Origin of the sequence: Streptomyces olivaceoviridis (assembly GCF_014650115.1) — a bacterium.
GTDB classification, from domain to species: Bacteria; Actinomycetota; Actinomycetes; order Streptomycetales; family Streptomycetaceae; genus Streptomyces; species Streptomyces olivaceoviridis.
The window spans coordinates 64979-87592 of the sequence record NZ_BMUI01000029.1 but is presented as its reverse complement, the minus strand read 5'-3'; the positions used below and the strand labels follow the sequence as shown (position 1 = coordinate 87592).

General features: G+C 72.0%; 18 protein-coding genes. 4 read left to right on the top strand and 14 right to left on the bottom strand.

Annotated elements, in window-relative coordinates:
* Together IE273_RS35925 and IE273_RS35920 are read right to left on the bottom strand one after the other, a co-directional pair.
* Positions 1-1353 (bottom strand): hypothetical protein, encoded by a 1353-nt coding sequence (locus tag IE273_RS35925; RefSeq protein ID WP_189819317.1) that lies wholly within the window; start codon positions 1351-1353, stop codon positions 1-3.
* Positions 1354-1406: 53 nt separating this feature from the next.
* Positions 1407-4421 carry a glycoside hydrolase family 3 protein gene (locus tag IE273_RS35920; protein ID WP_189819316.1) on the bottom strand — a complete coding sequence of 1005 codons (3015 nt, stop codon included), beginning with the start codon at positions 4419-4421 and terminating at the stop codon, positions 1407-1409.
* 124 nt (positions 4422-4545) lie between these two features.
* Between IE273_RS35920 and IE273_RS35915 the strand changes: the two genes are divergently transcribed.
* The 3 genes from IE273_RS35915 (at position 4546) to IE273_RS35905 (ending at position 7671) form a co-directional block, all read left to right on the top strand.
* Positions 4546-6411: a ricin-type beta-trefoil lectin domain protein gene (locus IE273_RS35915; protein ID WP_189819315.1), complete on the top strand. Its 1866-nt coding sequence runs from the start codon at positions 4546-4548 to the stop codon at positions 6409-6411.
* Positions 6412-6427: 16 nt separating this feature from the next.
* On the top strand, positions 6428-6916 hold the full coding sequence (locus tag IE273_RS35910) for a hypothetical protein (RefSeq protein WP_229887877.1): 489 nt from the start codon (positions 6428-6430) through the stop codon (positions 6914-6916).
* A 152-nt stretch (positions 6917-7068) separates the two neighbouring features.
* Complete coding sequence (locus tag IE273_RS35905) at positions 7069-7671, top strand: GOLPH3/VPS74 family protein (protein WP_189819314.1); 603 nt, start codon at positions 7069-7071, stop codon at positions 7669-7671.
* A 25-nt stretch (positions 7672-7696) separates the two neighbouring features.
* On the opposite strand, the gene IE273_RS35900 is transcribed toward IE273_RS35905, so the two are convergent.
* The 9 genes from IE273_RS35900 to IE273_RS35860 all read right to left on the bottom strand — a co-directional run bounded on the left by IE273_RS35900 (position 7697) and on the right by IE273_RS35860 (position 18124).
* The gene (locus tag IE273_RS35900; RefSeq protein WP_189819313.1) at positions 7697-8122 is read right to left on the bottom strand and encodes a VOC family protein; all 426 of its coding nucleotides are present in this window, start codon (positions 8120-8122) and stop codon (positions 7697-7699) included.
* A gap of 13 nt (positions 8123-8135) precedes the next feature.
* The gene (cimA, locus tag IE273_RS35895; protein ID WP_189819312.1) at positions 8136-9746 is read right to left on the bottom strand and encodes a citramalate synthase; all 1611 of its coding nucleotides are present in this window, start codon (positions 9744-9746) and stop codon (positions 8136-8138) included.
* Positions 9747-10030: 284 nt separating this feature from the next.
* Positions 10031-11332, bottom strand: a complete 1302-nt coding sequence (locus tag IE273_RS35890) for an MFS transporter (protein ID WP_189819311.1) — start codon at positions 11330-11332, stop codon at positions 10031-10033.
* Positions 11333-11392: 60 nt separating this feature from the next.
* Complete coding sequence (locus tag IE273_RS35885) at positions 11393-12001, bottom strand: TetR/AcrR family transcriptional regulator (RefSeq protein ID WP_189819310.1); 609 nt, start codon at positions 11999-12001, stop codon at positions 11393-11395.
* Positions 12002-12019: 18 nt separating this feature from the next.
* Entirely contained in the window at positions 12020-13060 is a 1041-nt protein-coding gene (locus IE273_RS35880) for an agmatine deiminase family protein (protein ID WP_189819309.1), read from the bottom strand.
* 11 nt (positions 13061-13071) lie between these two features.
* Entirely contained in the window at positions 13072-14814 is a 1743-nt protein-coding gene (locus tag IE273_RS35875; RefSeq protein WP_189819308.1) for an urease subunit alpha, read from the bottom strand.
* Positions 14811-15533: an urease subunit gamma gene (gene ureA / locus IE273_RS35870; RefSeq protein WP_189819307.1), complete on the bottom strand. Its 723-nt coding sequence runs from the start codon at positions 15531-15533 to the stop codon at positions 14811-14813. Before ureA ends, IE273_RS35875 begins: the two co-directional genes overlap by 4 nt.
* Before the next feature lie 217 nt (positions 15534-15750).
* Positions 15751-16839: a branched-chain amino acid aminotransferase gene (locus tag IE273_RS35865; RefSeq protein WP_189819306.1), complete on the bottom strand. Its 1089-nt coding sequence runs from the start codon at positions 16837-16839 to the stop codon at positions 15751-15753.
* Positions 16840-17080: 241 nt separating this feature from the next.
* Complete coding sequence (locus IE273_RS35860) at positions 17081-18124, bottom strand: 3-isopropylmalate dehydrogenase (protein ID WP_189819305.1); 1044 nt, start codon at positions 18122-18124, stop codon at positions 17081-17083.
* Between the two features lie 143 nt (positions 18125-18267).
* On the opposite strand from IE273_RS35860, the gene IE273_RS35855 reads away from it, so the two are divergent.
* Complete coding sequence (locus IE273_RS35855) at positions 18268-19815, top strand: purple acid phosphatase family protein (protein ID WP_189819304.1); 1548 nt, start codon at positions 18268-18270, stop codon at positions 19813-19815.
* 49 nt (positions 19816-19864) lie between these two features.
* Here the strand turns inward: IE273_RS35855 and IE273_RS44795 are convergent, their stop codons facing one another.
* The 3 genes from IE273_RS44795 to pruA all read right to left on the bottom strand — a co-directional run bounded on the left by IE273_RS44795 (position 19865) and on the right by pruA (position 22578).
* The gene (locus IE273_RS44795) at positions 19865-19996 is read right to left on the bottom strand and encodes a hypothetical protein (protein ID WP_015493350.1); all 132 of its coding nucleotides are present in this window, start codon (positions 19994-19996) and stop codon (positions 19865-19867) included.
* A gap of 305 nt (positions 19997-20301) precedes the next feature.
* A complete protein-coding gene (locus IE273_RS35850; protein ID WP_189819303.1) occupies positions 20302-20823 on the bottom strand; it encodes a GNAT family N-acetyltransferase in 522 nt (173 codons plus the stop codon).
* Between the two features lie 114 nt (positions 20824-20937).
* On the bottom strand, positions 20938-22578 hold the full coding sequence (pruA, locus tag IE273_RS35845; protein ID WP_189819302.1) for an L-glutamate gamma-semialdehyde dehydrogenase: 1641 nt from the start codon (positions 22576-22578) through the stop codon (positions 20938-20940).
* Between the last annotated feature and the right edge of the window lie 36 nt (positions 22579-22614).

Genomic DNA, 22614 nt, shown 5'->3' with positions numbered 1-22614 from the left:
TCAGAAGCCCCCGCCGAAGTCCCCTCCCCCGTCTCCGCCGTCGAAGCCGCCCCCGTCGCCGAAGCCGCCGCTGAAGTCGCCGGGGTCGAAGTCGGTGCCGGAGACGTCGCCGCCCTCGTAGCCGCCCGCGCCGAAGTCGCCGTACCCGGTGCCGTAGTCGGCGGCGTACGTGGGGGTCGCCATCACGCTGCCCAGCAGGGTGCCGACGAGGAGGCCGGGGAGGAGGCCGCCGCCGAAGTAGCCGCCGGCCCAGGGGCCGTAGGCCGGGCCGGCGTCCCAGTAGGGGCGGCGGCCGTAGTCGGTGTCGACCTCGCGGATCACGGGGTCGCGGCCGTCGGCCAGACGGGTGGCGTCGGCGGCGCAGACCGGGACCTCGCGCGGGGAGCCGCCGGGCGGGGTCCAGGTCGCGTCGGTGACGGAGGGGCCGTGCCGGGGGTCGAAGAAGCAGGGCGGGCGGCGCTCCGGGAGCGGGCGGCCCTCGCGGCGGGCGGCCAACTGGGCGAGGGAGAAGCGGCCGTCCTCCACCGCCTCGGTGACCGACCGGACGTCCTCCGGTTTCCGTGCCGCGGCCATGCGCTGCTTGGCGGTCTCGTAGGCGTCCAGCGCGCGCTCGTAGTCGGCGCGCATCGCGTCGTCGGCGCCCGCTTCGGAGGGGTGGAAGTCCAGGCGGTCGAGTTCCTCGCCGAACGCGGTGATGTCCTCGTCCACGACCACCCGCAGCCGGTCCAGGGCGGCCCGCTGCTCCTCCTCACGGCGCCGGCGGTTGCGGCGGACCAGCGCGTAGGCGCCACCGCCCGCGGCCACCAGGACGGCGGCCGTCGTGATCAGTGCCGTGGCCGACGCGCCGCCGCCGTCGGCCGAGCCGCCCCAGCTGCTGGGGGCGTGGCCGCCCATGTTGGCCAGGGCGCGGTCGGTGAAGTCGGTGAGCTGGGCCTTGGCGTCCTCGCCCTGGACGCTGCCGACCAGGTTCCGCCGGGCCGTGGCCGACATGACGGAGGAGTCGGCGCGGGCGTCGAAGCGGTCGCCGAGGCGGATGCCGTAGAGGCCGGTGACGCCGGTCGCGGAGCGCAGGTCGGCGAAGAGGTTGGTGGTGGGGTAGCCGGCCGGGAGGACGGCGATGAACAGGGGTTTGTCTGCGTCCTTGATCCGGGTGGCGAGCGTGTCGGCGTCCGCGGCGGACAGCTGGTCCCGGGCCGCCGGGTCGACGTAGACCGGGCTCTTGCGCAGGGCCTGGGCGATCGTGGAGACGCTGGTGTCCGCGCTGGCCCCGGGTGCGTACAGGGTCGTCAGCACCAGGACGAGGGCGGTCAGCAGCAGGGCGGGGAGGCTTCGGGTCCGCGGCACGTCCTTCATACCTTGAAACTACCCGAAGCCTCCCCAAAGAGGTCACTCGTCCGGCGTCGGGGTCAGGCCGCCCGGTACGCCTCCGCCAGCTTCTCCACCGCCTTTCCGTACCTGCCGGTCAGCAGCAGGTGGTCGGCGTCGGCGAAGGGCTTCGCCACGGCCGCCGTGAGGTGGCCGTCCGCCTTCTGCTGGACGAGCAGCCGGGCCTGGGTGACCAGCGTGCGCCCGGTGCGGTCGTCGCGGTGCCGCTCGGCCTTGGCCGCCCGGACGGCGAGGTCGCGCAGGGTGGCCGTACCGCCCTTCGGGACCTCGGTGCGGGTGGTCAGGCCCCAGCCGTACGGGAACTGCGGGTCGTACGCCGTGTCGCCCACGTTGATCGGCAGTTGCGCCTCCGACTTGGGCCAGGTGACCGGGAGCTGTCCGGTGAAGGGGCGGGCGCCGTAGAGGACGTCGGCGACGCCCTCGCCCTCGGTGCCGGGCAGCCAGGAGGCGACCAGGGCGTCGATCTCGTCCAGCCGGTCGCCGACGAGCTGCGGGCGGCCGGAGACGACCAGCACCGCGCACTTCATGGCCGCGCACACCTTGTCGACGGCGGCCTGGTCGGCGGCGGACAGGGACAGTGAGTGGCCGTTGCCGACGTCGCCGACGCCCTCGGCGTACGGGGTCTCGCCGACCACGACCACTCCGACGTCGTAGCCGCCGGTGGGAGCGGAGGCGTCCTTGGAGTAGGTGACGTCCCCGCCCGCCTCGCGCAGCCCCTGGAGGACGGTCGTGCCGGGGACGGTGTTGCCGGAGGCGCCCTGCCAGGTGAGGGTCCAGCCGCCGGTCTGGTTGCCGATGTCGTCGGCGTTGGACCCGGCGACGTACACCTTCTCGCTCTTCTTCAGCGGCAGCAGCCCGCCCGCGTTCTTCAGCAGCACCTGCGACTCGGCGGCGGCCCGGCGGGCGACCTCCCGGTGGGCCGGGGAGCCGATGGCGGCGGCCCCGCTGGTGTCGGCGTACGGGTGCTCGAAGAGGCCCAGCTCGAACTTCTCGGTGAGGATGCGGGAGACGGCGTCGTCGATCCGCTGCTCGCTGACCCGGCCCGCCTTCACCTCGTCGACGAGCGCGGTGCTGAACTCCTTGTAGGTGTACGGCACCATCATCATGTCGACGCCCGCGTTGACCGAGGTGCGGACGTGGGACGCGTAGTCGCCGGGCAGCTGGTCGATGGCGTTCCAGTCGCTGATGACGAAGCCGTCGAAGCCCATGCGGCCCTTGAGCACGCCGTTGATCATGTCGCCGCGGGCGTGCATCTTCACCGCGCCCTTGCCGTCGCCGGCGATGTCGAGGGAGGAGTACGACGGCATGACCGTGCCGACGCCCCGCTCGACGGCCGTGCGGAACGGCGCGAGGTGGATGTCCTCCAACTCCTCGCGGGTGACCTTGGTGACGCCCTGGTCGATGGTGTACTTCCCGGTGGTCGAGGAGCCGTACGCGGTGCCGCCGTCGCCGACGAAGTGCTTGGCCGTGGCCAGCACCTTGTCGCCGCGCTTCAGGTCCTCGCCGTTCGCGCGGCCCTGGAGGCCCTGGATGACGGTCTCCATGGAGTCCACGAGGGCCGGGTCCTCACCGAAGGACTCGTAGGAGCGACCCCAGCGTTCGTCGCGGCTCACGCACAGGCAGGGCGCGAAGTCCCAGGGGACGCCGGTCGCGCGGACCTCGGCGGCCGTCACCGCGCCTGTCCGATAGGCCAGTTGGGGATCGCGGGTGGCGCCGATGCCGATGTTGTGCGGCATGACCGTGGCGCCGGAGAGGTTGTTGTGGCCGTGGACCGCGTCAACGCCGTAGACCAGCGGGATCTGGAAGCGTGTCGCCTGGGTCCGCAGCTGGAAGGCGTCGATCATCTTCGCCCACGCCTCGGGCGTGTTGGGCGTGGGCGTCGAGCCGCCGCCGGAGAGCAGGGAGCCGAGCGCGTAGGCGGCGATGTCGTTCGGCTGGGTCATCGCGCCGCGTTCGGCCTGGGTCATCTGGCCGGCCTTCTCCGCCAGGGACATCCGGCTCAGCAGGTCCGCGACCCGCTTCCGCACCGGCAACTTGGCGTTCAGGTACGGCAGTCCATGCGCGTCGATCACGACCTGCGGGGTCTCGGCGGGGGCCTTCGCGCCGGTGACGGTGAGCTTCAGGGGGATGGTCTCAGCGGGTTCGGCCGCCCGGTCCCGGCGGGTGGGCACGGCGATGGTCCGCACGGTGCCGGAGGCGGTGCCGGCCGGGAAGGTGAGGGTGCCGGAGGCGGGGGTGTAGTCCTGGCCGGCGGTCGCGGTGCCGTCCCCGGTGGCGTAGGTGACGGTCACGGGGTCGGTGAGGGGCTGCTCACCGGTGGTGGCCACGGTGACCTTCACCTTCGCCGTGCCGCCCTCCTCGACCGGGTGCACGGGCGCGTCGGTGGTGACGGAGGCGCGCAGCGCCTGGTCGGCCCTGCCGTACAGCTCCACGCCGTCCATGGCGAAGTCGCCCTTGGCGCCGGCCGGGAGGGTCAGGGCGTAGCCCCACATCTCCTTGAGGCCGAGGACGTGGTCTATGCCGCCGACGGGCTGGTAGTCGGTGCGGTAGGCGAAGTCGGTGAAGGGGAGCCGGATCTGCTTCCAGCCGGTGAAGTCGTCGGTGAAGGAGGTGGTCCACAGCTCGGACGCCTCGCCGTTCGCCCCGCCGTCCTTGATCTCGAAGGGGATCCTCTTGCCGGTGTTCCGCCCCTCCCACCAGAACCGGATGCCCTGGTGGGCGGACCAGTCGTGGGCGGGCGCGGTGGCGGCGAAGTCGTGGGTGAAGCCGCCGTAGCCGCTGATGTCGTAGCTGCCGGCGAGGACCTTGCCGCCCTCGGGGGCGTCGGCGCGGTCGGCGAGGCGGAGGGCGGGCGGGTCGTCGGCGTCGCCGCCCCAGGTGAAGATGCCCTCGGCGGGCTGGGAGGCGAAGGGCACCTCGCCCTCGAAGCGGTCGACGGGTACGGGGGCGGGCTCGTCGGCGGCTCGCGCGGTCGCCGCCCACGGCAGCAGACCGGCGAGGAGTGCGGCGGAGGCGAGCAGGGCGGTTCTTCGCATGGACCTTCCCTCGGCTCTCGTGGTTCACTCAGGGCTTAGCTCACGCCGTGAGTTAACTAGGGGCACACACCCCCGTCAAGACGATCCGTCAGCTCCGCCGATCCGACAGGAAGGGCGACGCACCATGAGGAGATCCCCCCGCACAGTCCGGCTGCTGCTCGCCGGGCTGCTCTCCGCAGCCGGTCTCAGTGTGGCCGTACCCCCCGCGCACGCGGCCGGTGAGCAGGTGACCGCCTGGCTCACCACCACCGACGACTCCGCCGGCCGGCACGTCGTACGCGGCCTCCAGCCGCAGACCCCGTTCGCCTTCCAGTCCGGGACGGGCGGGAGCGGCGAGAACATCACCGTCGACGAGAACACCCGCTACCAGACCTTCACCGGCGGCGGCGCGTCCTTCACGGACACCGCCGCCTGGCTGATGAACAGCAGCGGGGCGCTGTCCCAGGCGACCCGGGACGCGACCATGCGCAAGCTGTTCTCGCCGACGGACGGCATCGGCCTGTCGTTCCTGCGCAACCCGATGGGCGCCTCCGACCTCGCCCGGTACGGCTACACCTACGACGACGTGCCGGCCGGGCAGACCGACCCGTCCCTGGCGAAGTTCTCCCTCGCGCACGACCTGGCCGACGTCGTCCCGCTGACCCGGCAGGCGCTCCAGCTCAACCCGTCCCTGACCGTGATGGCCTCGCCGTGGACGGCACCGGCCTGGATGAAGGACAGCGGCTCGCTCAACGGCGGCTGGCTGAAGTCCGAGGACTACGGGGCGTACGCCTCCTACTTCGTGAAGTACCTCCAGGCGTACAAGGACCAGGGCGTCAACGTCTCCTACGTCACCGCGCAGAACGAGCCGACCTGCTGTTCCGGCTACCCGTCGATGAGCTGGAACGCCAGCGGACTGGCGTACTTCACCAAGAACGAACTGCTGCCCAAGCTCCAGTCGGCGGGTCTGACCACCAAGGTGCTGGCGCACGACTGGAACTGGGACGTCTACGACTCCTACGCGGCCCAGACCGTGGACGACCCGGCCGTCCGCAACCACCCCAACTTCGGCGGCATCGCCTGGCACGGCTACGGCGGTGACATCGCCAAGCAGACGACCGTGCACAACCAGTACCCCGCACTGGACGCCTTCGGCACCGAGCACTCCGGCGGCACCTGGATCGCCGACCAGCAGCGCGAGGACATGTCCAACATCATCGACTACACCCGCAACTGGGCGAAGTCGGTGACCAAGTGGTCGCTGGCCGTGGACCAGAACATGGGCCCCCACAACGGCGGCTGCGGCACCTGCACCGGTCTGATCACCGTGCACAACGGCGACGGCGCGAGCGGGACCGTGGACTACACCGTCGAGTACTACGACATGGGCCACCTCACCAAGTTCGTCCGCCCCGGCGCCCAGCGCATAGCCTCCACCGCCTCCACCACGGTGCCGAACGTCGCCTGGCGCAACCCGGACGGCGGCAAGGCGCTGATCGCGTACAACGACTCCTCGTCGGCCCGGACCGTGACCATCAACTGGGGTTCGCAGCACGCCACTTACTCACTGCCCGGCAACACCTCGGCCACCTTCACCTGGTCCGGCACCCAGTCCGGCGGCGGTGCCAGGACCGGAGCCTTCGTCGGCCTCGCCGGCAAGTGCCTGGACGTGGCGGGCGGTTCGAGCGTCAACGGCACGGCGGTGCAGCTCTACGACTGCAACGGCAGCGCGGCCCAGCAGTGGACCGTCCAGGCCGACGGGTCGATCCAGGCGCTCGGCAAGTGCCTGGACGTGAGCTCCGCTTCGACGGCGGACGGGGCCAAGGTGCAGTTGTACGACTGCAATGGAACCGGTGCCCAACGGTGGTCGTACAACGCCGCCACGAGTGATGTGGTGAACACGGCGGCGAACAAGTGCCTCGACGTCACCGACAACTCGTCGGCGAACGGGGCTCGGGCCCAGATCTGGTCGTGCACCGGCGCCGCCAACCAGAAGTGGACCCTGCGGTGAGGCGGTAAGGCGGGACATGCGGCGTACGGGGGCCGTGGCGGCGGGGATCGCCGGCGGGATGCTGCTGCTCAGCGGCTGTGGCGCCGTCGACCTGCCGCTCGCGGGGGTGCGGGCCGCGCCGGACGGGACGCCGTACGCGGTGTTCCGTCCGTGCGGTGACGACGGTTACCAGGGCCCGGACCTCGACGGGCGGGCCCGGGGCGCCGGGAAGGGTCCGGTCACCACCGGGTGGGACGCGAGGAAGGACGGCCTGCGCGGCGACGCCGACTTCCCCCTGTTCGACCCGCCCGCCGCCTGGCACGCCCGCCACCGGGGCAGCCGGCACCTCCTGCCCCGGCACCGGTACGTCCTCCGGTTCGGGCACTACGCCGGCGGCGACTCCTACAACGGGGTCGTGGAGTTCACCCGCGAGCGGATCGACCGGCTGAAGCCCGGCCAGGTCTGGGCGGACGACCGGGCGATGAGCCTCGCCGCGTTCGAGCGGCTCGCCGCCGGCGCGTGCTGAGCGGCGGCCGTCCGGCGGCTGGGGGACGATGGAGGAGGCCGGCCCGCAGCCGGTCGGGGAACCGCGCGGCATCGGCGCCCCGCCGCCGGCCCGCCGGAAGTCCCGTCCGAACGACCCCGGCCGTAGCTGACGGCCGGTGACCTGGAGCCCCCATGACGACACCGCAGGACCTGTTCCTCGTCAGCCTGGACGTCCCCGGCGAGCGCCCCGTCGAGCAGGGCGACCTGTCGCTGGCGCTCGCCGGGGCCGAGCTGATCGACCTGCTCGGCGCCAGGGCGCTCACCCTGGACGGTGAGCGCATCGTGCCCGGACCGGTGCTGACCACGGGTGACCGGCTGCTGGACGAGGCCGGGGCGAGGCTCGTCCGCGAGGAGCCGTACGAGACGGTCGAGGACTGGCTGTGGCGGCGCGGCGAGGGGCTGGCCGTGGCCTACCGGGACGTCCTGGAAGCCGACGGGCAGCTCACCGGGAAGCACCGGCACTGGTGGCCGGGCCGGGGCGGGACCGAGACCCCGGCCGACACGGCCGCCCGGCGGCACGCGACCGACCGCTGGGACTCCCACGACCCCGTGCTGACCGGCCTCGCGGGCACCCTGGGCATCGAGCCCGACCGGACGGCCTCCTCCGGACTCGACGACGAGGCGGTGACCACCGTCCTGGCGGCGGTCGGCGACGCGGTCACCGAGCTGGAGGCGGTGCGCGAGCGGCGCCGGATCGAGAACATCGCCTTCGACAACATCTGGCGGGCGCCCTGAGCGGGGCGGGACCGGCCGGCGCGCCTCACAGGATGAGCTGGCCGATGCCCAGCAGGTTGCCCTCGCTGTCCCGGAACCACGCGCCCCGCTCCGCCCGCGCGCCCTTGCTCGGATAGTTGCCCTCGATCTCGGCGATGCCGCCCCGGGTGCGCAGGCCGGGCACGTCGACCTCCTGGAACTCGACGCCCCGGCGGCGCAGCTCGGTGACGGCCGCCTCGATGTCGTCCACCTCGAAGGCCATCTGGGTGAAGGTGCCGGGCGAGGCCCCCGTCGAGCGGAACACGACGAAGTCCACGCCCGCGCAGCGGTACAGCAGCCCGCCGGGCCGCTGGTCCACCGGGTACAGACCGAGCTTCTCGGCGTAGAAGCGGCGGGCCCGGTCCAGGTCCCGGGCGGGCAGCCGGGTCGCGACCCGGGCCCGGGACAGCACGTCGTGGGTGTCTGAGGTCATGCCTCCACTGTGGCTACTCCGCCGGTTCCACGCCCGCGCGGAGGAGGCCGTACGTGTACGCGTCCTCCAGGGCCTGCCAGGAGGCGGCGATGACGTTCTCGGCCACGCCGACCGTGGCCCACTCGCCGGAGCCGTCCGAGGTGGAGATCAGCACGCGGGTGGTGGACTGGGTGCCGTGCTTGCCCTCCAGGATGCGGACCTTGTAGTCGACCAGGTCCAGCTTGGCGAGCTGCGGGTAGATCTTCTCCAGGGCCACGCGCAGGGCGCGGTCCAGGGCGTTGACCGGGCCGTTGCCCTCGGCGGTGGCGACGATCCGCTCGCTCTTGGCCCACAGCTTGACCGTGGCCTCGTTGGCGTGGGTGCCGTCGGGCCGGTCCTCGACGATGGCCCGCCAGGACTCGACGTCGAAGTACTTCAGCGGCCTGCCCTCGGCCTCGGCGCGCAGCAGCAGCTCGAACGAGGCGTCCGCCGCCTCGTACGTGTAGCCCTTGAGCTCCCGCTCCTTCACCCGCTCGACCACCCGGCCGACCAGCTCGCGGTCGCCGCTCAGGTCGATGCCCAGCTCCTTGCCCTTCAGCTCGACCGAGGCGCGGCCCGCCATGTCGGAGACGAGCATGCGCATGGTGTTGCCGACCCGCTCGGGGTCGATGTGCTGGTACAGGTCCGGGTCGACCTTGATGGCGGAGGCGTGCAGGCCGGCCTTGTGCGCGAAGGCGGAGACGCCCACGTACGGCTGGTGGGTCGACGGCGTCAGGTTGACGACCTCGGCGATGGCGTGGGAGATGCGGGTCATCTCGCGCAGCCGGCCCTCGGGCAGCACCTTCTTGCCGTACTTCAGTTCCAGGGCGGCGGCCACCGGGAACAGGTTGGCGTTGCCGACGCGCTCGCCGTAGCCGTTGGCCGTGCACTGCACGTGGGTGGCGCCCGCGTCGACGGCGGCCAGGGTGTTGGCGACCGCGCAGCCGGTGTCGTCCTGGGCGTGGATGCCGAGCCGGGCGCCGGTGTCGGCGAGGACGGTGGAGACGACCGCGTGGACCTGGGCGGGGAGCATGCCGCCGTTGGTGTCGCAGAGGACGACGACGTCGGCGCCGGCCTGGGAGGCGGTGCGCACGACCGCCTTGGCGTACTCCGGGTTGGCGCGGTAGCCGTCGAAGAAGTGCTCGCAGTCCACGAAGACCCGGCGGCCCTGCTCGCGCAGGTACGACACGGTGTCGCGGACCATCTCCAGGTTCTCCTCCAGGGTGGTGCGCAGCGCCAGCTCCACGTGCCGGTCGTGCGACTTGGCGACCAGGGTGATCACCGGGGCGCCCGAGCTCAGCAGAGCCTTGACCTGCGGGTCCTCGGCGGCTGTGGTGCCGGCGCGGCGGGTGGCGCCGAAGGCGACGAGCTGGGCGTGCTGGAAGTCGATCTCCGCTTGCGCGCGGGCGAAGAACTCCGTGTCGCGGGGGTTCGCACCGGGCCAGCCGCCCTCGATGAAGCCCACGCCGAAGTCGTCCAGGTGCCGGGCGATGGCGAGCTTGTCCGCGACGGTGAGGTTGATGCCCTCGCGCTGCGCGCCGTCGCGCAGCGTGGTGTCGAAGACGTGGAACGAGTCGTCGAGCTCGCTGGTTGCCGTCTCGGTCATGTCTCAAGGCTCCTGTGGGAAATCTTCGGTCTTTACCGGAATGACCGGCTCCACCGTTCCTCCATGGTCCCTCGCGCTCCGTCACCGGCTGAAGGTGGGCCGGAAAACGAAAAAACCCCTCGCGGGTGCGAGAGGTCTGCGCGCGGGTCGAGGACGACGGTGGCCACCCGCACCTGGTCGTACGAGGTGGTCACTGCGGACCGGCGCGCCTGCTGCCGATAATCATGGCGAACGAGAGCACGGGGGCAGTCTGGCACAGCCCGGCCCCCGACTCACCGACCGTCTCAGGATGCGGGCGTCAGCGTGGAATCCTCGCCGGCCCGCACCCGGGTCAGATCCAGGTCCTTGGTCTCCCGCATGGTGACGTACACCACGAGGGACACGGCGGCGCAGCCGGCCACGTACCAGTAGAAGCCGGACTCGATGCCGCCCTTCTTGAACCACAGGGCGACGTACTCGGCGGTGCCGCCGAAGAGGGCGTTGGCGATGGCGTACGGCAGGGCGACGCCGAGCGCGCGGACGCCGGTCGGGAAGAGCTCGGCCTTCACACAGGCGTTGATGGAGGTGTAGCCGGTGACCACGACCAGCGCGAGCAGGGCGAGGCCGAGGGCGGGCCAGTAGCCGTCCGCGTGCCCCAGCAGCGTCATGATCGGAACCGTGAGGAAGGTGGAGCCGACGGCGAACGTGATCAGCAGCGGGCGGCGGCCGATGCGGTCGGAGAGGGCGCCCGCGAGCGGCTGGAGGCAGGCGAAGACGATCAGCGCGGTGAACGAGACGAGCGTGGCGGTCTGCTTGGACAGCCCCGCGGAGTTGGACAGGTACTTCGTCAGGTAGGTGGTGTACGTGTAGTACGCCACCGTGCCGCCCATGGTGAGGGCGATCACCAGGAACGCCTCCCGCTTGTGCCGCCCCAGCGCGCGCAGGGTGCCGCGCTCCTCGGAGTGCGAGGTGTCCTCCTCGTACACCTCGGTCTCCAGCATGTTCCGGCGCAGGTAGAAGACGACGGCCGCGCCCAGCGCGCCGACGACGAACGGGATGCGCCAGCCGTAGCTGTGCAGGGCGGCGTCGGACATGGTGCGCTGGAGGACGATCTGGAGGCCGAGGCCGACGATCTGTCCGGCGGTCATGGACACGTACTGGAAGCTGGACGCGAAGCCGCGCCTCCTGGGATCGGAGGCCTCGGTCAGATAGGTGGCGCTGGCCGCGTACTCGCCGCCCACCGACAGGCCCTGGAGCAGGCGGGCGACGAGCAGCACGAGGGCTCCGCCGTAGCCGGCGACCCCGTAGGTGGGGGCGACGGCGATGAGGATCGCCGAGGCCGACATGAGCGTGACGGTCAGGGTCAGCGCCGCCTTGCGGCCCTTGCGGTCACCGACCCTGCCCAGCAGCCAGCCGCCGACGGGGCGCATGAAGAAGCCGACGGCGAAGATGCCGGCGGTGTTCATCAGCTGGGCGGTGGGGTTGCCGCTCGGGAAGAACGCGCCGGCGAAGTAGGTGGCGAAGCTCGCGTAGACGAACCAGTCGAACCACTCGACCATGTTGCCCGCCGAGCCGACCCAGATCTTCTTCCAGTGTTGTCGTCCCATGGGCCGTTACCTGCCCGGTGGCAAAGGAAACGATTCCGATGCGGCGTCGGAGTTGCGCCGCTAGGGGGTTAGGGCGAGCCCCTCCTCGACGAACTCCCCCACGTGCGTGAGGACTTGCTCCCGGTCGGTGCCCCGCAGCCCGATGGCGACGTGGATCGAGAACCCGTCCAGCAGCGCGCGCAGCCTCGTCGCGAAGCGGTCCGCGTCCACCCGCCGGAACTCCCCCCGCGAGATCCCCTCGGCGATCAGCGCGACCAGGTCGCGGTGCCACGCGCCCTCGATCGCCGCCTGCCGGGACCGCGCGTCCTCGTCGGCGTTCTGCGACCGGTTCCAGACCTCCAGCCACAGCGTCCAGTGCGGGTCGCGGTGGCCGTCGGGCACGTACAGGTCGACGTACGCGGACAGCCGCTCCCGGGCGCTCCCGGGACGGGCCAGCAGACGGCCCCGCTCCGCGCCGAGCCGGCCCTCGCTCCACTCCAGCGTCCGCAGCAGCAGCTCGTCCTTGGAGCGGAAGTAGTACAGCAGGTGGCCGCTGCTCATGCCGACCTCGCGGCCCAGCCCCGCCATGGTGAGCTTCTCCAGACCGCGCTCGGCGATCATGTCCATCGCGGCGGCGAGGACCTCCTCGCGCGGCGGCGCGTTCCTGCGCGCCCGGCCCGCACCGGTCATCTCCTGCTCCCGTGTGTGTCAGACCTTCGGCTGCTGTTGCGTGATGCAGTGGATACCGCCCCCGCCCGCGAAGATCGTACGCGCGTCCACCAGCGTCACCGTCCGCTCCGGGAACAGGCGCCGGAAGATCCCGGCGGCGATCTCGTCGCGCGGGTCGTCGAACCCGCACAGCACCACGCCGCCGTTGCAGAGGTAGTGGTTGATGTAGGAGTAGTCGGCCCAGTGCCCGTCGGCCTCCAGGGCGGTCGGCGCGGGCACCTCCACGACCTCCAGGCGGCGGCCCCGGGCGTCGGTCGCCGACTTCAGCAGGCCGATGACCTCCTGGGTGACCTCGTGGTCGGGGTGTGCCGGGTCCGGCTGGTGGTGGGCGACCACGACACCCGGCCGGGCGAACGCGGCGACGATGTCGACATGGCCGAGGGTGCCGAAGCCGTGAGGAGGGTAGTCGCCGGTCAGGCCGCGCGGCAGCCATATCGCCTTGCTGGTGCCGAGGTGGGCGTGGACCTCCGCCTCGACCTCCTCCTTGGTCCAGTGCGGGTTGCGCTCGGGACCGAGCTGCACGGTCTCGGTGAGCAGCACGGTGCCCTCGCCGTCGACGTGGATCGCGCCGCCCTCGTTGACCAGCTTCGAGGCGTACGTCTTGGCGCCCGCGAGGTCGGACACGTACGCGCCGATCCGCGAGTCGTGCTCCCAGCGGGCCCAGTCCTGGGCGCCCCAGCCGTTGAACGTCCAGTCCACGGCGGCCAGTCGGCCCCGGCCGTCGGTGAGGAAGGTGGGGCCGATGTCCCGCATCCACGCGTCGTCCAGGTCCCGCTCGACCGTGTCGACACCGGGGCCGAGCAGCGTCCGGGCCTCCTGAGACTGCCCGGGGCCGCACACGACCGTCACCGGTTCGAAGCGGCGGACGGCGCGGGCCACGGACGCCCAGGCGGTCCGGGCGGCGGCCAGCTCGTCCGGGTCGTCGAAGGTCGGGTTGGGGCTCGGCCAGGCCATCCAGGTGCGCTCGTGGGGGGACCACTCGGCGGGCATGCGGAAGCCGTCGGCGGCGGGGGTGCTCATGGCGCGGGTCCTTAGAGGAAGTAGAGGCGGTTGAGGGAGACGGAGTCGGCCGGTTCCGAGCGGATCGGGTCGCCGTCGAGGGTGACCAGGCCGGTGCGCCGGTCGACGTCCACCGCTCCGGTACGGGAGTTCAGGCGCAGGTCGGCGGGGCCGATGCCCCGGGTGCCGCGCACCGCGACCCTTCTGCGCCGGGTCGGCATCCGGTCGTTGCCCTGGTCGACGGCGGCGCGGGCGACGAACGCCACCGAGAGGTCGGCGGCCGTGGCGCCGTACGCCCCGAACTGCGGGCCCAGGACGAGGGGTTCGCAGGTGTCGGTGGCCGCGTTGGGGTCGCCGACCACGCCGTACGCCGGGAAGCCGGCCTTGAGGACGAGCTGCGGTTTGGCCCCGAAGTACTCCGGGCGCCACAGCACGATGTCGGCGAGCTTGCCCACCTCGATCGAGCCGACCTCGTGGGAGAGCCCGTGCGCGATGGCCGGGTTGATGGTCAGCTTGGCCAGGTAGCGCAGGACGCGCGCGTTGTCGTCGCCTTCGCGGTCGCCGGCCTCCCCGTCATGGGGAAGCAGGGGCCCCAGCTCGGCCTTCATCTTGCCGGCCATGGCGAAGGTGCGGCGGACCGTCTCACCGGCCCGGCCCATGCCCTGGGCGTCGGAGGAGGTGATGCCGATCGCGCCCAGGTCGTGGAGCACGTCCTCGGCGCCCATCGTGCCGGCCCGGATCCGGTCGCGGGCCATGGCCGCGTCGCCGGGCAGGTCGGTCTTCAGGTCGTGGACGGAGACGATCATGCCGTAGTGCTCGGCGACCGCGTCCCGGCCGAAGGGCAGGGTGGGGTTGGTGGAGGAGCCGATGACGTTCGGGACGCCGGCCATCTTCAGCACGTTGGGTACGTGTCCGCCGCCGCAGCCCTCGATGTGGAAGGCGTGGATCGTGCGGCCCTCCAGCACCCGCAGGGTGTCCTCGACCGACAGGCACTCGTTCAACCCGTCGCTGTGCAGGGCGACTTGGACGTCGTGCTCCTCGGCGACCCGGAGCGCGGTGTCCAGGGCGCGGGTGTGGGCGCCCATGTCCTCGTGCACCTTGAAGCCGCTCGCCCCTCCTTCGGCCAGGGCCTCGACGAGCGGCGCCGCGTGGGAGGACGAACCCCGGCCCAGGAAGCCGATGTTGACCGGCCAGGCGTCGAAGGCGCTGAAGGCGTGCCGCAGTGCCCAGGGCGAGTTGACGCCGACGCCCCACACTGGGCCGAACTCCTGCCCGATGATCGTGGTGACGCCGGAGGCGAGGGACGCCTCCATGATGCGCGGCGACAGCAGGTGCACATGGGTGTCGACGGCGCCGGCGGTGGCGATCAGCCCCTCTCCGGAGACGATCGAGGTGCCGGTGCCGACGACGACGTCCACACCGTCCAGGGTGTCCGGGTTGCCGGCCCGGCCGATGGCGCGGATACGGCCCTCGCGGATGCCGATGGACACCTTCCTGATCCCCTGCACCGCGTCGATCACGACGACGTTGCTGATCACGACGTCACAGGTGTCCCGGACGGCGGCGGCCTTCAGGTGCAGTCCGTCGCGGGCGGTCTTGCCGAAGCCGGCCAGGAACTCGTCGCCGTACCGCTGGGAGTCGGACTCGACGCGGACGGTGAGCCCGGAGTCGCCGAGGCGGACGCGGTCGCCGGCGCGGGGGCCGTGGGTGGCGGCGTAGGCGTGCGGGTCGACGTGGATCGACCGGCTCACCTCTCGTCCCTTCGAGCGGCTCATCGCTCCTCGCCTCCTTCCGGTGTCGCTCCCAGGTATCCGCAGGCGGCGGCCCTGCGGAGGGCTTCCTCCTTCGCGCCCGGCGCGTCCAGCGGCCCGTCGACCAGTCCGGCGAAGCCGATCGCGATCCGCTCGCCGCCGACCGGCACGAGCCCGACCTCCTCGCTCTCCCCCGGCCCGAAGCGGACCGAGGATCCGGCGGGTACGGCGAGCCGCATGCCGTAGGCCCGCTCGCGGTCGAAGTCGAGGCGGGGGTTGGCCTCGAAGAAGTGGAAGTGGGAGGTGACGGAGACCGGCACGCTCGCGGTGTTGGTGACGCGGAGCCGGACGACGGGCCCGGGGTCGGCGTGCTCGGGGCCGGGGAGCAGCGCGCCCGGGGCGTCCGCGCCCAGACCTCCCCCTGCTTCGCGGGGGGACCCCCAGCCGATGGGGTCGGAGACGACCGCGAGCCGGGAGCCGTCGTCGAAGACGGCCTCGACCATCACCTCGGCGACGACGTCGGCGACACCGGGCAGGACGTCCTCGGGACCGAGCACCGACCGGGCCGCCTCGACGGCCTCGGCGAGCCGCTTGCCGTCACGGGCGGCCTCGCAGACGGTGTCCGCGATCAGCGCGGTGGCCTCGGGCACGTTCAGCTTCAGGCCGCGCGCCCGGCGGGCACGGGCCAGCTCGGCGGCCCCGAAGAGCAGCAGCCGGTCACGTTCCGTGGGGGTGAGTCGCACGATCGGGCACCTCCTTCCTTCCCCAGGTTTAGAGCAGCACTCTAAAGGCAGTGTGCGCTGGAGGGAAGGACTGACAGATCTGGCCCGAGTTTTGTCACATTGAACGTCGCTCCAAGTCAACCAGATGACAAACAAGCGAGGGGGCGCCGGGGCCCGCGCGACCAGCCCCCACTGGTTTCACGGACCCCGACGCCCCCTCGGGGCGGTTGGCCGGGCCTCAGCCGACCCGGTGCATCCAGCCGTGCTTGTCCTCGGTCAGGCCCCGCTGGATGCCCAGCAGCGCCTCGCGCAGACGCCCGGTGACCGGTCCGGGCGTGCCGTCGCCGTGGGACCACTGGTCGGTCTTGGTCTTGACGTGACCGATCGGCGTGACCACGGCGGCGGTACCGCACGCGAACACCTCGGTCAGCGCACCGGACGCGGCGTCCTCGCGCCACTGCTGGAGGGTGACCACCCCCTCCTCGGCGGTGTAGCCGAGGTCGCGGGCGACCTGGAGGAGGGAGTCACGGGTGATGCCCTCCAGGATGGAGCCGGTGAGCGACGGGGTGACGATCCGGTCGCCGTAGACGAACGCGACGTTCATGCTGCCGCTCTCCTCGACCTTGGTGCGGGTGACCGCGTCGAGGTAGACGACCTGGTCGCAGCCGTGCGCGGCGGCCTCGGCCTGCGGCAGCAGGGACGCGGCGTAGTTGCCGCCGGTCTTGGCGTCGCCGGTACCGCCCGGGACGGCGCGGACGTGGTCCTCGGAGACCCAGATGGTGACCGGCTTCACACCGCCGGCGAAGTACGCGCCGGACGGGGAGGCGATCAGCATGAACAGGTACTCGTTCGCCGGGTGCACGCCGAGCGCGGCCTCCGTGGCGAACATGAACGGCCGCAGGTAGAGGGATGCCTCGCCGCCGTGCGGCGGGACCCAGTCGGCGTCCTGGGTGAGCAGCGCGTCCAGCGCGGCGATGAACAGTTCCTCGGGCAGCTCGGCCATGGCCATGCGGTGGGCGGAGTTGCGGAAGCGGCGGGCGTTGGCCTCGGGACGGAACAGCGCGACCGAGCCGTCGGGCTGGCGGTAGGCCTTCAGGCCCTCGAAGATCTCCTGGCCGTAGTGCAGGACGTGCGTGGACGGGTCCAGGGAGATCGGCCCGTACGGAACGAGCTGACCGTCGTGCCAGCCGCGGCCCTCGGTCCACTTGATCGTCACCATGTGGTCGGTGAAGTGGCGGCCGAAGCCGGGGTTGGCCAGGATCGCCTCCCGTTCCGCGGCGGCGAGCGGGCTGGCGGAGGGCTTGAGCTCGATCGTGGGCGTCGTCATGAGTGATTGTCCTTCACCGGTTGTAGTGACGGGCCGCGCTCACGCCTGTGCTCCCGGTCGTCGGTGCTAGGACGTCCGAGCTTTCCGTCATACCGCGGCTCCGCGTTCGATTATCGCGCGGACGGCGGTAGGGGACGGAATCGGGGTGAAGCGGTCCAGGGGTTGATGGTGGCACCCGGCGAGGCACGGCAAAAGCCGCCGGGTGCGGTCGCGACCCGGCGGCTCGGTGTAGCGCGGCGGGTCAGCCGGCTACGCGTACGGCGAGCGCGTCACCGATCGCGGAGGTGGAGCGGGCCGGTTGTCCGGCGCGCTCGGTGAGGTCGGCGGCGACCGCCGCGTCGATCCGGTCGGCCTCGGCGTCGTAGCCGAGGTGGCGCAGCAGCAGGGCGACGGACAGGACGGTGGCGGTGGGGTCGGCCTTGCCCTGGCCGGCGATGTCCGGGGCCGAGCCGTGGACCGGCTCGAACATGGACGGGAACTCGCGGGTGGGGTTGATGTTGCCGGAGGCGGCCACGCCGATGCCGCCGGAGACGGCCGCGGCGAGGTCGGTGATGATGTCGCCGAAGAGGTTGTCGGTGACGATGACGTCGAACCGGCCCGGGTCGGTGACCAGGTAGATGGTCGCGGCGTCGACGTGGATGTAGTCCGTGGTGACCTCGGGGAACTCCTCGGCCACCTTGGTGAAGATGTTCGTCCACAGGTGCCCGGCGAAGGTCAGCACGTTGTTCTTGTGGACCAGCGTGAGCTTCTTGCGCGGGCGGGCCTGGGCGCGCGCGAAGGCGTCGCGGACGACGCGCTCGACACCGAAGGCGGTGTTGACGGACACCTCGGTGGCGACCTCGTGCGCGGTGCCCTTGCGGATGGTGCCGCCGTTGCCGGTGTACGGCCCCTCGGTGCCCTCGCGGACGACGACGAAGTCGATCTCCGGCTGGCCGGCGAGCGGGGTGGCGACACCCGGGAGCAGCTTCGACGGGCGCAGGTTGACGTGGTGGTCGAAGGCGAAGCGGAGCTTGAGCAGGAAGCCGCGCTCCAGGACGCCGGACGGCACCGACGGGTCGCCGATGGCGCCCAGCAGGATGGCGTCGTGCTGCTTGAGGGAGTCGAGGTCGGCGTCGGTGAGGGTCTCACCGGTGGCGTGGTAGCGCTTGGCGCCGAAGTCGTACTCCTTGGTCTCCAGCTTCACATCCTGCGGCAGGACGGCGGAGAGGACCTTGAGACCCTCGGCCACGACCTCCTGGCCGATGCCGTCACCGGGGATCACTGCGAGATTGATGCTGCGAGACATGCGGGCACCTTACTCCGCGTCCCAGGTGATGACACGTACCGTCCGCCATACGGACACCCGGACGGGTTGCCGGTGTCCGCCCGTCGGTCGACGTTCACCCGTGTGCGGCAAGGATGTCGGACACCGGGGGAACGGTCCGGGACATGGACACTCCCGACGTCGGCATCCCCCGCCCGCTCGCCGAGCGGCTGAGCATGGCCGAGCAGTACGAGTACCTGCGCAGCCGCCTGGTGCGCCGCCGCACGCTGGTGACGGCGGGTGCGGTGGCGAGCGGCCTGCTGACCGGGTGCGGCACCGCGTTCGCGGGGCGGCCGGGCCCGGCCACCTCGCGGGCACCCGGCTCGGCGGTGGCCCCGTTCGGCCGGCACCTCGCCTTCGGCGCCGACCCCCGGACGCGGATGCGGATCTCCTGGCAGGTGCCGCTGGCGGTGAAGCGGCCGTACGTGCGGATCGGCACGCGCCCCGACGCCCTCGGGCACCGGGTCCCGGCCGAGATCCGCCCGCTGCGCACGCCCGGGGTGGAGGGCGTGCGGCCCGCGCTGGAGCAGTACTACGTGCACGCGTCCGTGGACGGCCTCGCGCCCGGCACGACGTACTACTACGGCGTGGGCCACGACGGCTGGGAACCCGCGGCCCCCGCCCACCGCGCGGCCATCGCCTCCTTCCGCACGGCGCCCGCGCGTGCGGAACGCTTCGTGTTCACGGCCTTCGGCGACCAGGGCGTGGGCCGGGCGGCGCACACCAACGACGATCTGATGCTGCGCCAGAAGCCCGCCTTCCACCTGCACGCCGGTGACATCTGCTACGCGGACGTCAGCGGAACGGGCCGGACGACGGACGGCTACGACCCCGCCTCCTGGGACCTGTTCCTGAAGCAGAACGAGCGGGTCGCGCGGTCCGTGCCGTGGATGGTGACCACCGGCAACCACGACATGGAGGCCTGGTACTCGCCGGACGGCTACGGCGGCCAGCTGGCCCGCTTCTGTCTGCCGGAGACCGGCTTCGACCCGCACGGCACACCGGGCGCCTACGCGTTCACCTACGGCAACGCCGGCTTCGTCGCGCTGGACGCCAACGACGTGTCGTACGAGATCCCCGCCAACCTCGGGCACAGCGGCGGCCGGCAGACGGCGTGGCTGGACCGGACGCTGGGGCGGCTGCGCGCGGCCGACGGGATCGACTTCGTGGTCGTCTTCTTCCACCACTGCGCCTACTCCACCTCGCGGCACGCCTCGGACGGGGGCGTCCGGCGGGAATGGCTGCCGCTGTTCGGGAAGCACCGGGTGGACCTGGTGATCAACGGCCACAACCACGTGTACGAGCGCACGGACGCGATCAAGGACGGCGAGGCCGGCCGGGCGGTGCCCGTCGGCGGGTCCACCGACCCCGGCCGGGACGGCACCGTGTACGTCACGGCGGGCGGTGGCGGCCGGGACCTGTACGGCTTCCCGTCGGGCGTGGCGGACAGCTACGAGGGACACCTCACCCGGCACCGGGCGGTGGAGACCTTCGCGTGGACGAAGGGCAGGGACCGGGTGCCGGAGACGGTGGAGTGGTCGCGGGTGCGCTACACCGGCTTCTCGCTGCTCTCGGTGGAGGTGCGGGCCGGCGCGGCGCCACGGCTCGCGGTGTCGGCGCTGGCCCAGGACGGGCGGCGGATCGACCACTTCGAGGTGCGGCGCGGCGGATGAGGGCCGCGCCGCACCCCGACGGGGTGCGGCTCCCGGCCGGTGGCCCGGCTCAGTGGCCGGTCTCGCCGCCGTTGTCCCGGCGGTCCAGGGCGCGCTGGAGGGCGGCGGCGGCGTTCTTGCGGTCGGACTCGCTCGTGCGGGACACGTGGCGGACTCGGCGGCGGACGGTCGTCTCGGCCATGGCGATCGACTCCTTCGACATACGGGGAGCACGGCAAGGAAGGGGGTGACGAGACGCCGGAAGGGGCGGGGAGCACCGGCCGCAGGGGTTGCCTGCACGGGGCCCGGCTCACGACCGCCATTCGCTGGATCGAGCGAGACGTTCGGCTCCTACAAAACTAAGGGAGTGACCCGCTTCTGTCTGCCCAATTACTCGGACTTCCTACTATCTGAGACGGCGGACTGGATCACACCGCTCTGAGCTGGGCTTCCGTGCGTTCGGGGGAGCCTTTGGGGATCCTGGCCCGCGCGGCCTGACCGCCGGCGTCAGAGGACGTCGCCGTCCCGCCAGTCGAAGACCAGCTCCCCGTCCGCGTCGAGCGCGCCCCGCACGTACACGCCGCCTTCCTCCTCGGGCAGCCGGACGATCCCGTCCGGCGAGAGGGCGTGCACCTGCCCGGCCCACCGCTGCCAGCCCCGGGCGGTGTACAGCGCGGCCCCCGCCTCGCTCGCGGAGAGCGCGCCGAGGTCGTAGGCCCGGTCGACCACCCGCTCCACCTCGGCCATCACCCGCCCGCCGAGCCCGGTGCGCCGTACGTCGGCCCGCACGGCGACGGCCTCGACGTACCCGGTGCGCAGCCAGCGCCCCCGGTGCCGCACCCGCCGCATCACGACGGCCCCGTGCGCGGCGAGCCCGGCCCCGTCATGGACGAGCACGTGCGTCCCGCCCAGCCCGTGCTCCCAGTCCGCGTCGGAGAGGTCCCCGTCGAAGGCGTCGTCCAACAGGGCGCGTACAGCGCGGAGTTCGGCCGGGTCCAGGTCGGCGGTGTGGGCGAGCCGCAGGGTCATGACGCCAGTATCGCGCGCCGGGAGCCTTCCGGGGGACGGCCGGCGGGCGCATGGGAACGGCCCGGGAAGCCCGCTCGTGTCGGGCTTCCCGGGCCGTGCTCGGGAGGGGGCTGGTCAGCCCATGTGCGGGTAGGTGTAGTCGGTCGGCGCGACCAGGGTCTCCTTGATGGCGCGGGTCAGCGTCCAGCGCAGGAGGTTCTGGGGGGCACCGGCCTTGTCGTTGGTGCCGGAGGCGCGCCCGCCGCCGAAGGGCTGCTGGCCGACGACGGCACCGGTCGACTTGTCGTTGATGTAGAAGTTGCCCGCCGCGAAGCGGAGCTTCTCCATCGTGTACGCCGCCGCCGCGCGGTCGTTGGCGATGACCGAGCCGGTGAGGGCGTAGTCCGACACCGACTCCATCTGGGTCAGCATCTCGTCGTACTTCTCGGCCGAGCTGTCGTCGTACACGTGCACCGCGAGGATCGGGCCGAAGTACTCGGTGGTGAACACCTCGTTCTCCGGGTCGGTGCACTCGATGACGGTCGGGCGGACGAAGTAGCCGACCGAGTCGTCGTAGCTGCCGCCCGCGACGATCGTGCAGGACGGGTCGGCCTTGGCGCGGTCGATCGCGGCCTTGTTCTTGGCGAAGGCACGCTCGTCGATCAGGGCGCCGATGAAGTTCGACAGGTCGGTGACGTCACCCATGGTGAGGTAGTCGACCTCTGCGGCGAACTCCTCCTTGAAACCGCTGTTCCAGATGGACGCCGGGATGTAGGCGCGGGAGGTCGCGCTGCACTTCTGGCCCTGGTACTCGAAGGCACCGCGGGTCAGGGCGGTCTTCAGCACGGCGCGGTCGGCGCTCGGGTGGGCGACGAGGAAGTCCTTGCCGCCGGTCTCGCCGACCAGGCGCGGGTAGGAGCGGTACTTCTCGATGTTGTTGCCGACCGTCTTCCACAGGTGCTGGAAGGTCTTGGTCGAGCCGGTGAAGTGGATGCCCGCGAGGTCCCGGTGCTCCAGGGCGACCTTGGAGACCTCGATGCCGTCGCCGGTGACGAGGTTGATGACGCCCTTGGGCAGGCCCGCCTCCTCCAGCAGCCGCATGAGGAGCACGGCCGAGTGGGTCTGCGTCGGGGACGGCTTCCAGACCACCACGTTGCCCATCAGGGCGGGGGCGGTGGGCAGGTTGCCCGCGATGGCCGAGAAGTTGAACGGCGTGATCGCGTAGACGAAGCCCTCCAGCGGGCGGTGGTCCAGGCGGTTCCACACGCCCGGGGAGTTCGCCGGGGGCTGCTCGGCCAGGATCTGGCGGGCGTAGTGGACGTTGAAGCGCCAGAAGTCGACCAGCTCACAGGGGGTGTCGATCTCGGCCTGCTGGGCGGTCTTGGACTGACCCAGCATGGTGGAGGCGGCGATCGTCTCGCGCCACGGGCCGGCCAGCAGCTCGGCGGCGCGCAGGATGATCGCGGCGCGGTCGTCGAAGGACATCGAGCGCCAGGCCGGCGCGGCGGCCAGGGCCGCGTCGATGGCGTCCTTGGCGTCCTGCTGGGTGGCGTGGCGGCCGGTGCCGATGACGGCCTTGTGGTTGTGCGGCTGCACGACCTCGAACGGCTCGCCGCCGCCCAGCCGCTTCTCCCCGCCGATCGTCATCGGCAGCTCGATCGGGTTCTCGGCCAGCTCCTTGAGCTTGGCCTCCAGCCGGGCGCGCTCGGGCGAGCCGGGGGCGTAGCCGTGCACCGGCTCGTTGACGGGGGTGGGGACCTGGGTCACAGCGTCCATGAGATCCGTAACTCCTTGTACGTGAGCGGGTGTTCG